The organism is Streptomyces spiralis, from assembly GCF_014654675.1.
Taxonomy (GTDB): domain Bacteria; phylum Actinomycetota; class Actinomycetes; order Streptomycetales; family Streptomycetaceae; genus Streptomyces; species Streptomyces spiralis.
Genome location: NZ_BNBC01000024.1, coordinates 90,830 through 103,058, shown reverse-complemented (window position 1 = coordinate 103,058; position 12,229 = coordinate 90,830). Strand labels below are relative to the sequence as shown.

Sequence of the window (12,229 nt, the reverse complement as noted above, 5' to 3'; positions counted from 1 at the left end):
GCCGGGCAGCCGGCCGGTGAAGGGGTGCCTCAGCGCACGAACACCCCTGCCTGGTTCGCCAGGTCCAGGAAGTACTGCGGGGCCACGCCCAGGACCACCGTGACCGCCACACCCACACCGATCGCGGTCATCGTCAGCGGCGACGGCACGGCCACCGTCGGGCCCTCCGGCCGCGGCTCGCTGAAGAACATCAGCACGATCACCCGGATGTAGAAGAAGGCGGCGATCGCGGACGAGATCACACCGATCACGACCAGCGGCACCGCGCCGCCCTCCGCCGCCGCCTTGAACACGGCGAACTTCCCGGCGAAACCGGAGGTCAGCGGGATGCCCGCGAAGGCCAGCAGGAACACCGCGAACACGGCCGCCACCAGCGGCGAGCGCCGGCCGAGACCGGCCCACTTCGACAGGTGCGTCGCCTCGCCGCCCGCGTCGCGCACCAGCGTCACCACGGCGAACGCGCCGATCGTCACGAAGGAGTACGCGGCCAGGTAGAACAGCACGGAGGACACGCCGTCCTTCGAGGTGGCGATGACACCCGCGAGGATGAAGCCCGCGTGGGCGATCGACGAGTACGCCAGCAGTCGCTTGATGTCGGTCTGCGTGATCGCGACGATCGCACCGCCCAGCATGGTGACGATCGCCACGCCCCACATGACCGGCCGCCAGTCCCAGCGCATGCCCGGCAGCACGACGTACAGCAGCCGCAGCAGCGCGCCGAACGCCGCCACCTTGGTCGCCGCCGCCATGAACCCGGTGACCGGGGTCGGGGCGCCCTGGTAGACGTCGGGCGTCCACATGTGGAACGGGACCGCGCCCACCTTGAACAGCAGGCCCATCACGACCATCGCGACACCGATCAGCAGCAGCGCGTCGTTGCCCATGGTGTTGGCCAGCGCCGGGTCGACGTTGGGCACGTTGCCCTCGACGACCCGCGCGATCGTGGCGTACGACACGGAGCCCGCGTACCCGTAGAGCAGGGCGATGCCGAAGAGGGTGAACGCCGAGGCGAACGCGCCGAGCAGGAAGTACTTGACCGCGGCCTCCTGCGACATCAGCCGCTTGCGGCGGGCCAGCGCGCACAGCAGGTACAGCGGCAGGGAGAAGACCTCCAGGGCCACGAACAGCGTCAGCAGGTCGTTGGCCGAGGGAAACACCAGCATGCCGGCGACCGCGAAGAGCAGCAGCGGGAAGACCTCGGTGGTGGTGAAACCGGCCTTCACCGCGGCCTTCTCGCTGTCGCTGCCCGGCACCGCCGAGGCCTGCGCGGCGAAGGAGTCGATGCGGTTTCCGTGCGCCTGCGGGTCCAGACGCCGCTCGGCGAAGGTGAACAGGCCGACCAGGGCGGCCAGCAGGATCGTCCCCTGGAGGAAGAGCGAGGGGCCGTCGACGGCGATGGCGCCCATCGCCGCGATGTGCGCCTTGGTGGTGCCGTAGCCGTCCGCCGCGAGCGCGACGACCGCGGCGAACGCGGCGGCGAGCGCGACGACGGACACGAACACCTGGGCGTAGTAACGGGACCTGCGCGGGATGAACGCCTCGATGAGCACCCCGACGATCGCCGCGCCCACGACGATCAGGGTGGGCGACAACTGCCCGTATTCGATCTTCGGCGCCTGGATCTTCGAGATCGGGTCGGCTGCCGTTGTCCACAGGCTGTGGACGGCTGTTGCACTCACTTGGCCGCCTCCACCTCGGGCTTGGGGTCGGTCTGGTGTACGTCGGACATGGTCTGCTTAACCGCCGGGTTGACGATGTCCGCCACGGGCTTCGGATAGACCCCCAGGAAGATCAGCAACACGATCAGCGGGGCCACCACCACCAGCTCCCGGACCCGCAGGTCGGGCATCGCCGAGACCTCCGGCTTCACCGGGCCGGTCATCGTCCGCTGGTAGAGGACGAGGGTGTACAGGGCGGCGAGCACGATGCCGAAGGTGGCGATGATGCCGATCGCCGGGTGCCGCGTGAACGTGCCGACCAGGACCAGGAACTCACTGACGAAGGGCGCGAGCCCCGGTAGCGAGAGCGTCGCCAGACCGCCGATCAGGAAGGTTCCGGCGAGCACCGGCGCCACCTTCTGGACGCCGCCGTAGTCGGCGATGAGCCGCGAGCCGCGCCGGGAGATCAGGAACCCGGCGACCAGCAGGAGCGCGGCCGTCGAGATGCCGTGGTTGACCATGTAGAGCGTCGCGCCGGACTGGCCCTGGCTGGTCATCGCGAAGATGCCCATGATGATGAAGCCGAAGTGCGAGATCGACGCGTAGGCCACCAGACGCTTGATGTCCCGCTGGCCCACCGCGAGCAGCGCCCCGTACAGGATGCTGATCAGGGCCAGGACGAGGATGACGGGCGTGGCCCACTTGCTGGCCTCCGGGAACAGCTGGAGGCAGAAGCGGAGCATCGCGAAGGTGCCCACCTTGTCCACGACCGCCGTGATGAGGACGGCGACCGGGGCGGTGGCCTCCCCCATGGCGTTGGGCAGCCAGGTGTGCAGCGGCCAGAGCGGCGCCTTCACCGCGAAGGCGAAGAAGAAGCCGAGGAACAGCCAGCGTTCGGTGCTGGTCGCCATGTGCAGGGAGCCGTTGGCGCGGGCCTGCGCGATCTCGGTGAGCGAGAAGTTCCCCGCGACCACGTACAGGCCGATCACCGCGGCCAGCATGATCAGACCGCCGGCCAGGTTGTACAGGAGGAACTTGACCGCCGCGTACGACCGCTGCGTGGAGGCCGTCTCCTCACCGTGCTCGTGGGCACGGTCCCCGAAGCCGCCGATGAGGAAGTACAGCGGGATCAGCATGGCTTCGAAGAAGATATAGAAGAGGAAGACGTCCGTGGCCTCAAAGGAGATGATCACCATCGCCTCGACGGCCAGGATCAGGGCGAAGAAGCCCTGCGTCGGCCGCCAGCGGCGGCTGCCGGTCTCCAGCGGGTCGGCGTCGTGCCAGCCCGCGAGGATCACGAACGGGATCAGCAGGGCGGTCAGCGCGACCAGCGCCACGCCGATGCCGTCCACACCCAGTTCGTATCGGACCCCGAAGGCCGAGATCCAGGCGTGGGACTCGGTGAGCTGGTAGCGGGCGCCGTCCGGGTCGAAGCGCACCACGACGGCGATGGCCAGGGCGAGGGTGGCGAGCGAGGCGATGAGCGCCAGCCACTTGGCGGCGGTGCGCCGGGCGGCCGGCACGGCGGCCGTGGCCACCGCCCCGAGGGCCGGGAGCACCGCCGTCGCTGTCAGCAGAGGAAAGGACATCGGTATCAGACCGCCCTCATCAGCAGGGTCGCGGCGACCAGGAGCGCCGCACCGCCGAACATCGAGACCGCGTAGGAGCGCGCGAAGCCGTTCTGCAGCCGGCGCATCCGTCCGGACAGGCCGCCCATCGAGGCCGCCGTGCCGTTGACGACGCCGTCGACCAGGGTGTGGTCGACGTACACCAGGGAGCGGGTGAGGTGCTCGCCGCCGCGGACCAGGACGACGTGGTTGAAGTCGTCCTGGAGCAGGTCGCGCCGGGCCGCCCGGGTGAGCAGCGACCCGCGCGGGGCGACGGCCGGGACCGGCTTGCGGCCGTACTGGGCGTAGGCGATCGCGACGCCGACGACCAGGCACACCATGGTCGCGCCGGTGACCGTCATGGCGCTGACCGGCGAGTTGCCCTCACTGTGCCCGGTGACCGGCTCCAGCCAGTGCAGGAAGCGGTCGCCGATGCTGAAGAACGCGCCGCCGAAGACGGACCCGACGGCCAGCACGATCATGGGGATCGTCATGACCTTCGGCGACTCGTGCGGGTGCGGCTCAGCGTGCTCGCCGCGCTCCTCGGCCGCCGGCTCCACGCTGGGTTCGGCCGGGGAGGCGGTCGGCTGGTTGCGCCAGCGCTCCTCGCCGAAGAACGTCATCAGCATCACCCGCGTCATGTAGTACGCCGTGATGGCCGCGCCCAGCAGGGCCGCGCCGCCGAGGATCCAGCCCTCGGTGCCGCCCTTGGCGAAGGCCGCCTCGATGATCTTGTCCTTGGAGAAGAAGCCGGACAGCCCGGGGAAGCCGATGATGGCGAGGTAGCCGAGGCCGAAGGTGATGAACGTGACCGGCATGTACTTCCTGAGGCCGCCGTACCTGCGCATGTCGACCTCGTCGTTCATGCCGTGCATGACGGAACCTGCGCCGAGGAAGAGCCCGGCCTTGAAGAAGCCGTGCGTCACCAGGTGCATGATCGCGAAGACGTAGCCGATGGGGCCGAGTCCCGCGGCCAGCACCATGTAGCCGATCTGCGACATGGTCGAGCCGGCCAGCGCCTTCTTGATGTCGTCCTTCGCGCAACCGACGATCGCACCGAACAGCAGCGTGACCGCGCCGACCACGGTGACGGCGAGCTGCGCGTCGGGCGCGGCGTTGAAGATCGCGCCGGAGCGGACGATGAGGTAGACGCCCGCGGTCACCATCGTGGCGGCGTGGATGAGGGCGGAGACCGGGGTCGGGCCCTCCATCGCGTCCCCGAGCCAGGACTGCAGCGGCACCTGGGCGGACTTGCCGCACGCGGCGAGCAGCAGCATCAGGCCGATCGCGGTGAGCTTGCCCTCGCCGGTGTCCCCCGCATGGCTGAGGACCGGGCCGAAGGCGAAGGTCCCGAACGTCGTGAACATCAGCATGATCGCGATCGACAGACCCATGTCGCCGACGCGGTTGACCAGGAAGGCCTTCTTCGCGGCGGTGGCCGCACTGGGCTTGTGCTGCCAGAAGCCGATCAGCAGGTAGGAGGCGAGACCGACGCCCTCCCAGCCGACGTACAGCAGCAGGTAGTTGTCGGCGAGGACGAGCAGCAGCATCGCCGCGAGGAACAGGTTGAGATAGCCGAAGAAGCGGCGGCGCCGCTCGTCGTGCTCCATGTACCCGACCGAGTACAGGTGGATCAGTGAGCCGACGCCGGTGATCAGCAGCACGAACGTCATCGACAGCTGGTCGAGCCGGAAGGTGACGTCGGCCTGGAAGCCGGCCACCGGGATCCAGCTGAACAGGTGCTGGATCATCGTCCGCTGTCCGGCGTCCTTGCCGAGCAGGTCGGCGAAGAGGACCAGGCCGATCACGAAGGAGACGGCCGCGAGCAGGGTGCCGAGCCAGTGGCCGACGGCGTCGAGCCGCCGGCCGCCGACCAGGAGGACGGCCGCTCCGAGCAGGGGCGCCGCGATCAGCAGCGCAATCAGGTTGTCCACGATTCTTCCGACCCCTTACAGCTTCATCAGGCTGGCGTCGTCGACCGAGGCCGAGTGGCGGGATCGGAACAGCGACACGATGATCGCGAGCCCGACCACGACCTCCGCTGCGGCGACGACCATCGTGAAGAAGGCGATGATCTGGCCGTCGAGGTTGCCGTGCATCCGGGAGAAGGCGACGAACGCGAGGTTGCAGGCGTTCAGCATCAGCTCGATGCACATGAAGACCACGATGGCGTTGCGTCGGATGAGGACGCCGGTGGCGCCGATCGTGAACAACAGGGCGGCGAGATAGAGGTAGTTGACGGGATTCACTTCGACGCCTCCTCGGTCCGCTTGAAGGCCGACGGCTGGATCTCGGTGCGCTCCAGGCGTTCCTCGGCGCGCTGCTCCAGGGCCTTGAGGTCGTTCAGCGCCTCGGCGGAGACGTCACGGATCTGACCGCGCTCGCGCAGGGTCTTGCTCACCGTGAGCTCGGACGGGGTGCCGTCGGGCAGCAGACCCGCGATGTCCACCGCGTTGTGCCGGGCGTAGACGCCGGGGGCCGGCAGCGGCGGTACGTACTTCCCCTCGCGCACACGCTGCTCCGACAGCTCGCGCTGGGTCCTGGCGCGCTCCACGCGCTCCCGGTGGGTGAGGACCATGGCGCCGACGGCGGCCGTGATGAGCAGGGCGCCGGTGAGTTCGAAGGCGAAGACGTACTTGGTGAAGATGAGGGATGCCAGGCCCTCCACGTTGCCGTTCGCGTTCGCCTTGCCGGTGCCGGCGAAGTCCTTCAGGGAGGCGTTGGCGATGCCCGCGATGAGCAGGACGCCGAAGCCGACCCCACACAACAGGGCCAGCCAGCGCTGGCCCTTGATGGTCTCCTTCAGGGAGTCCGCGGCGGTCACACCGACGAGCATCACCACGAACAGGAACAGCATCATGATCGCGCCGGTGTAGACGACGATCTGCACGATGCCGAGGAAGTAGGCGCCGTTGGCGAGGTAGAACACCGCCAGGACGATCATGGTGCCGGCCAGGCACAGGGCGCTGTGCACGGCCTTCTTCATGAAGACGGTGCACAGGGCCCCGATCACCGCGACGGTGCCGAGAACCCAGAACTGGAAGGCCTCACCGGTGGAGGTGGTGTAGGCGGCGAGCTGTGCGGTCATCGGCCGATCACCTTCTCCGAGGCCGGCTCGTCCTCGCCGAAGGTCGTGGCCGCCTCCTGCGGGCCCTCGCCCTTGGAGACGGCGACCTGGCGCACCGTGCCGGGCGCGGCCTCCGTCACCAGGCCCCGGTAGTAGTCCTGTTCGTCGGTGCCCGGGTAGATGGCGTGCGGTGAGTCGACCATGCCCTCTTCGAGGCCGGCGAGCAGCTGTTCCTTGGTGTAGATGAGGTTCGCACGGCTGGAGTCGGCCAGTTCGAACTCGTTGGTCATCGTCAGCGCGCGCGTGGGGCACGCCTCGATGCACAGGCCGCACAGGATGCAGCGGGCGTAGTTGATCTGGTAGACGCGGCCGTACCGCTCGCCCGGCGAGTAGCGCTCCTCGTCGGTGTTGTCGGCGCCCTCCACATAGATGGCGTCGGCGGGGCAGGCCCAGGCGCACAGCTCGCAGCCGACGCACTTCTCCAGGCCGTCCGGATGGCGGTTGAGCTGGTGCCGTCCGTGGAAGCGCGGAGCCGTGGTCTTCTTCTGCTCCGGGTACTGCTCGGTCAGCCGCTTCTTGAACATGGCCTTGAAGGTCACGCCGAAGCCGGCCACGGGGTTCAGGAAACCGGGCTTGGTCTCCTTGGGCTCCTCAGCCATCGGACGCCTCCTTTCCATCCAGAGATCCGTCACTGGCAGTATCCGATCCGCCACTGACAATCAACTCGCCCTCGCGGCGGGAACGGCGCCGCGGCACCGCCGGCAGCTCCTGACCCGGCAGCGGCGGTACGGGGAACCCGCCGGCCATCGGGTCGAACCCGGCCGGCTCGGCCGCCGGCTGCTCGGCCGTCTTCGCCTTCTCGCGGAACATGTCGGCGACGAAGGACAGCACCAGCAGGGCCAGGACGGCGCCACCGACGTACAGGGCGATGTCGGCGAAGTCGTAGTTCTCGTTCCTGAGGGTCCGCACGGCCGCGACGAGCATCAGCCAGGTCACGGAGACCGGGATCAGGACCTTCCAGCCGAGCTTCATCAGCTGGTCGTAGCGGACCCGGGGAAGGGTGCCGCGCAGCCAGATGAAGAAGAACAGCAGCAGCTGCACCTTGATCACGAACCAGAGCAGCGGCCACCAGCCGTGGTTGGCGCCCGCCCAGAAGGTGCTGATCGGCCAGGGGGCCCGCCAGCCGCCGAGGAAGAGCGTGGTCGACACGGCCGAGACCGTCACCATGTTCACGTACTCGGCGAGCATGAACATCGCGAACTTGATCGACGAGTACTCGGTGTTGAACCCGCCCACCAGGTCGCCCTCGGACTCCGGCATGTCGAAGGGGGCGCGGTTGGTCTCGCCGACCATGGTGACGATGTAGAGGATGAAGGAGACCGGCAGCAGCAGGATGTACCAGCGGTCGTGCTGCTGCGCGACGATCGTCGACGTCGACATCGATCCCGAGTACAGGAACACCGAGGCGAACGCGGCGCCCATGGCGATCTCGTAGGAGATCATCTGCGCGCACGAACGCAGGCCGCCGAGCAGCGGATACGTCGATCCGGAGCTCCAGCCCGCCAGCACGATGCCGTAGATGCCGACCGAGGCGACCGCGAGGAGGTAGAGCACCGCGATCGGCAGGTCGGTCAGCTGCATGGCCGTGCGGTGACCGAAGATCGAGACCTCGTTGTCCGCCGGGCCGAAGGGGATCACCGCGATCGCCATGAAGGCCGGGATGGCCGCGACGATCGGCGCGAGGACGTAGACCACCTTGTCCGCGCGCTTGACGACGACGTCCTCCTTGAGCATCAGCTTGATGCCGTCGGCGAGCGACTGGAGCAGTCCCCAGGGGCCGTGCCGGTTCGGGCCGATGCGCAGCTGCATCCAGGCGACGACCTTGCGCTCCCAGACGATCGAGAACAGCACGGTCACCATCAGGAACGCGAAGCAGAACACCGCCTTGACGACGACCAGCCACCAGGGGTCGGTGCCGAACATAGAGAGGTTCTCTGCGGCGAGGTACGGGCTCATGCCTCCACCTCCTTGGGGGCCTCGGTCGCGCGGGTCGCCGGGCCGATGCGGACGAGGGAGCCGGGCTGGGCCCCGGTGTCGGAGGCGACGCCCCCGCCCACGGAGTTCAGCGGGAGCCACACCACCCGGTCGGGCATCTCGGTGATCTCCAGCGGGAGTTCGACCGTCCCGGAGGGGCCGGTCACGGCGAACGGGTCGCCGTCGGCGACGCCCGCCTCGGCGGCCGTGGCGGCCGACACGCGCGCGCGTGCCGCGTGCCGGGTCCCGGCGAGCGCCTCGTCGCCCTCCTGGAGGACGCCGTGGTCGAGCAGCAGCCGGTGCCCGGCGAGCACTGCCTCCCCGGCGGCCGGCCTGGGCAGCACGCCCGCGCTCTCCAGCGGGTCGGTGGCTCGCGGTCCGGTCCAGGCGCCGAGCCGGTCCAGCTCGGCGTGCGCGGTCCGCAGGTCCGGCAGCCCCAGATGGACGTCCATGGCGTCGGCCAGCATCTGCAGCACCCGCAGGTCGCTGGGCGCCAGGCGGCGGGTCATCTGGTCGGGCTTGAGCGCGGCCTCGAAGAAGCGCACCCGGCCCTCCCAGTTGAGGAAGCTGCCGGACTTCTCCGCGACGGCCGCCACGGGCAGGACCACGTCCGCGTGCTCGGTGACCTCGCTGGGCCGCAGCTCCAGCGACACCAGGAAACCGACCTCCGTCAGGGCGGCACGCGCGCGTGCCGGGTCGGGCAGGTCGGCGACCTCCACACCGGCGACGACCAGTGCCTGCAGCTGACCGTCGGCCGCGGCCTGGACGATCTGGGCGGTGTCACGGCCGTAGCGGTGCGGGAGGTCGGCGACGCCCCACACGGCGGCGACCTCCTCCCGCGCGCGCGGGTCGGTCGCCGGGCGTCCGCCCGGCAGCAGCGACGGCAGCGCACCCGCCTCGATCGCACCGCGCTCGCCCGCCCGGCGCGGCATCCACACCAGCTGGGCGCCGGTCGCGGACGCGGCCCGTACGGCGGCGGTGAGTCCGCCCGCCACCGAGGCCAGCCGCTCCCCGACGACGATCACGGCGCCTTCGGCGCGCAGCGCCTGCGCGGCCTGTGTGCCGTCCTCCTCCAGGCCGACACCGCTCGCCAGCGCGTCCAGCCACTCGGTCTCGGTGCCCGGCGCGGCCGGCAGCAGCGTGCCGCCCGCCTTCTGAAGGCCCCGGGTGGCGTGGGTGGCCAGGGCGAACACCTTCTGCCCGTGCCCTCGCCAGGCCTTGCGCAGCCTCAGGAAGACTCCGGGCGCCTCCTCCTCGGACTCGAAGCCGACGAGCAGGACGGCGGGTGCCTTCTCCAGGGAGGTGTACGTGACGCCCGTACCGTCGACGTCCCGTCCGCGTCCGGCGACCCGGGCGGCCAGGAAGTCGGCCTCCTCGCTGCTGTGCACGCGCGCGCGGAAGTCGATGTCGTTGGTGTCCAGCGCCACGCGCGCGAACTTGCTGTACGCGTAGGCGTCCTCGACGGTGAGCCGGCCGCCGGTGAGGACGCCGGTCCGGCCGCGCGAGGCGAGCAGGCCCTGGGCGGCGATCTCCAGCGCCTCCGGCCAGGACGCCGGGACGAGCTCGCCCTCGGGGTTGCGCACCAGCGGCGTCGTCAGCCGGTCCTTCTGCTGCGCGTACCGGAAGGCGAACCTGCCCTTGTCGCAGATCCACTCCTCGTTGACCTCGGGGTCGTTGGCGGCGAGCCGCCGCATGACCTTGCCGCGCCGGTGGTCGGTGCGGGTGGCGCAGCCGCCCGCGCAGTGCTCGCAGACCGACGGCGACGACACCAGGTCGAAGGGGCGGGAGCGGAACCGGTAGGCCGCCGAGGTCAGCGCGCCGACCGGGCAGATCTGGATGGTGTTGCCGGAGAAGTACGACTCGAACGGGTCGCCCTCGCCGGTGCCGACCTGCTGCAGCGCGCCCCGCTCGAGCAGCTCGATCATCGGGTCGCCGGCGACCTGGTTGGAGAACCGGGTGCAGCGCGCGCACAGCACGCACCGCTCGCGGTCCAGGAGCACCTGCGTGGAGATCGGCACGGGCTTCTGGAACGTCCGCTTCTTCCCCTCGAAGCGGGACTCGGCGTTGCCGTGCGACATGGCCTGGTTCTGCAGCGGGCACTCGCCGCCCTTGTCGCAGACCGGGCAGTCCAGCGGGTGGTTGATGAGCAGCAGCTCCATCACACCCTTCTGGGCCTTCTCCGCGACCGGCGAGGTCAGCTGGGTCTTGACCACCATGCCGTCCGTGCAGGTGATGGTGCAGGACGCCATGGGCTTGCGCTGGCCCTCGACCTCGACGATGCACTGGCGGCAGGCACCGGCCGGGGCGAGCAGGGGGTGGTCGCAGAACCGGGGGATCTCGATGCCGAGCTGCTCGGCGGCCCGGATGACCAGGGTGCCCTTGGGCACGCTGATCTCGATGCCGTCGATCGTCAGCGTCACGAGATCTTCCGGCGGGAGTGCCGCCTCACCGCCCGAGGAGGGGGCGTTGGTGGTCACGGTCATGCGAGCACCTCCGTGTGCTGGTCCGCCCAGGCCGTCGACTTGGCCGGGTCGAAGGGGCAGCCGCGGCCCGTGATGTGCTCCTCGTACTCCTCGCGGAAGTACTTCAGGGAGGAGAAGATCGGCGAGGCCGCACCGTCGCCGAGGGCGCAGAAGGACTTGCCGTTGATGTTGTCGGCGATGTCGTTCAGCTTGTCGAGGTCGGCCATGACGCCCTTGCCGGCCTCGATGTCCCGCAGCAACTGCACGAGCCAGTACGTCCCTTCGCGGCAGGGCGTGCACTTGCCGCAGGACTCGTGGGCGTAGAACTCGGTCCAGCGGGTCACGGCCCGCACCACGCACGTCGTCTCGTCGAAGCACTGCAGGGCCTTGGTGCCGAGCATGGAACCGGCGGCGCCGACACCCTCGTAGTCGAGGGGGACGTCGAGGTGCTCGTCGGTGAACATCGGCGTCGAGGAGCCGCCCGGGGTCCAGAACTTCAGCCGGTGCCCGGGGCGCATGCCGCCGCTCATGTCGAGGAGCTGGCGCAGCGTGATGCCGAGCGGCGCCTCGTACTGGCCGGGGCCGGCGACGTGGCCGCTGAGCGAGTACAGCGTGAAGCCCGGGGACTTCTCGCTGCCCATCGACCTGAACCATTCCTTGCCGTTTTGCAGGATGGCGGGAACCGACGCGATCGACTCGACGTTGTTCACCACAGTCGGGCACGCGTAGAGGCCCGCGACAGCAGGGAAGGGGGGACGGAGCCGCGGTTGCCCACGGCGGCCTTCGAGCGAGTCCAGCAGCGCTGTTTCCTCACCGCAGATGTACGCGCCCGCGCCCGCGTGCACGGTGATGTCGAGGTCGACTCCGCTGCCCAGGATGTTCTTGCCGAGGTAGCCCGCCGCGTAGGCCTCGCGCACGGCCGAGTGCAACCGCCGCAGCACGGGGACGACTTCACCACGCAGATAGATGAAGGCATGCGACGACCTGATGGCATAGCACGCGATCACCATGCCCTCGATGAGGCTGTGCGGGTTCGCGAAGAGGAGCGGGATGTCCTTGCAGGTGCCCGGCTCCGATTCGTCGGCGTTGACAACTAGATAGTGCGGCTTTCCATCACCCTGCGGAATGAACTGCCACTTCATCCCTGTCGGGAACCCAGCACCGCCACGCCCGCGCAGACCGGAGTCCTTGACGTACGCGATCACGTCGTCCGGCGACATGGCGAGTGCCTTGCGAAGTCCCTCGTATCCTTCGTGCCTTCGGTAGACGTCCAGCGTCCAGGACCTGTCCTCGTCCCAGAAGGCCGACAGCACGGGTGCGAGCAGCTTCTCCGGGCTGGACTCTCCCCCGGCCTCCGGCTGGGAGGTGCCCCCATGTTGAGTGGACAAGGTCATCACTCCC

At 69.5% G+C, this 12,229-nt stretch carries 9 protein-coding genes; all 9 read right to left on the bottom strand.

Annotation, left to right across the window (positions count from 1 at the left end; translation table 11 throughout):
• Positions 1-29: 29 nt before the first annotated feature.
• The 9 genes from nuoN to nuoF are packed head-to-tail and all read right to left on the bottom strand — an operon-like array spanning position 30 to position 12,222.
• On the bottom strand, positions 30-1,679 hold the full coding sequence (gene nuoN, locus IE318_RS24165; protein ID WP_189903613.1) for an NADH-quinone oxidoreductase subunit NuoN: 1,650 nt from the start codon (positions 1,677-1,679) through the stop codon (positions 30-32).
• Positions 1,676-3,247, bottom strand: coding sequence for an NADH-quinone oxidoreductase subunit M (locus tag IE318_RS24160; protein WP_030174357.1), 1,572 nt, complete (start codon positions 3,245-3,247; stop codon positions 1,676-1,678). The genes nuoN and IE318_RS24160 overlap by 4 nt, the downstream gene beginning before the upstream one ends.
• A gap of 5 nt (positions 3,248-3,252) precedes the next feature.
• Positions 3,253-5,199, bottom strand: coding sequence for an NADH-quinone oxidoreductase subunit L (gene nuoL, locus IE318_RS24155; protein ID WP_189903611.1), 1,947 nt, complete (start codon positions 5,197-5,199; stop codon positions 3,253-3,255).
• A gap of 15 nt (positions 5,200-5,214) precedes the next feature.
• The gene (gene nuoK / locus IE318_RS24150) at positions 5,215-5,514 is read right to left on the bottom strand and encodes an NADH-quinone oxidoreductase subunit NuoK (protein ID WP_003974374.1); all 300 of its coding nucleotides are present in this window, start codon (positions 5,512-5,514) and stop codon (positions 5,215-5,217) included.
• Positions 5,511-6,353, bottom strand: a complete 843-nt coding sequence (locus tag IE318_RS24145; RefSeq protein ID WP_030174348.1) for an NADH-quinone oxidoreductase subunit J — start codon at positions 6,351-6,353, stop codon at positions 5,511-5,513. Before IE318_RS24145 ends, nuoK begins: the two co-directional genes overlap by 4 nt.
• Entirely contained in the window at positions 6,350-6,991 is a 642-nt protein-coding gene (gene nuoI / locus IE318_RS24140; RefSeq protein WP_189903609.1) for an NADH-quinone oxidoreductase subunit NuoI, read from the bottom strand. The genes IE318_RS24145 and nuoI overlap by 4 nt, the downstream gene beginning before the upstream one ends.
• Positions 6,984-8,348 (bottom strand): NADH-quinone oxidoreductase subunit NuoH, encoded by a 1,365-nt coding sequence (nuoH, locus tag IE318_RS24135; RefSeq protein ID WP_030174345.1) that lies wholly within the window; start codon positions 8,346-8,348, stop codon positions 6,984-6,986. Before nuoH ends, nuoI begins: the two co-directional genes overlap by 8 nt.
• Entirely contained in the window at positions 8,345-10,849 is a 2,505-nt protein-coding gene (locus IE318_RS24130) for an NADH-quinone oxidoreductase subunit G (RefSeq protein ID WP_189903607.1), read from the bottom strand. The genes nuoH and IE318_RS24130 overlap by 4 nt, the downstream gene beginning before the upstream one ends.
• Positions 10,846-12,222 carry an NADH-quinone oxidoreductase subunit NuoF gene (gene nuoF / locus IE318_RS24125; protein ID WP_030174343.1) on the bottom strand — a complete coding sequence of 459 codons (1,377 nt, stop codon included), beginning with the start codon at positions 12,220-12,222 and terminating at the stop codon, positions 10,846-10,848. The genes IE318_RS24130 and nuoF overlap by 4 nt, the downstream gene beginning before the upstream one ends.
• Between the last annotated feature and the right edge of the window lie 7 nt (positions 12,223-12,229).

Coding starts and splice junctions, on each gene's coding strand:
- IE318_RS24160 (WP_030174357.1), bottom strand. CDS start 3,247: ATGTCCTTTCCTCTGCTGACAGCGACGGCGGTGCTCCCGGCCCTCGGG.
- IE318_RS24145 (WP_030174348.1), bottom strand. CDS start 6,353: ATGACCGCACAGCTCGCCGCCTACACCACCTCCACCGGTGAGGCCTTC.
- nuoI (WP_189903609.1), bottom strand. CDS start 6,991: ATGGCTGAGGAGCCCAAGGAGACCAAGCCCGGTTTCCTGAACCCCGTG.
- nuoH (WP_030174345.1), bottom strand. CDS start 8,348: ATGAGCCCGTACCTCGCCGCAGAGAACCTCTCTATGTTCGGCACCGAC.
- IE318_RS24130 (WP_189903607.1), bottom strand. CDS start 10,849: ATGACCGTGACCACCAACGCCCCCTCCTCGGGCGGTGAGGCGGCACTC.
- nuoF (WP_030174343.1), bottom strand. CDS start 12,222: ATGACCTTGTCCACTCAACATGGGGGCACCTCCCAGCCGGAGGCCGGG.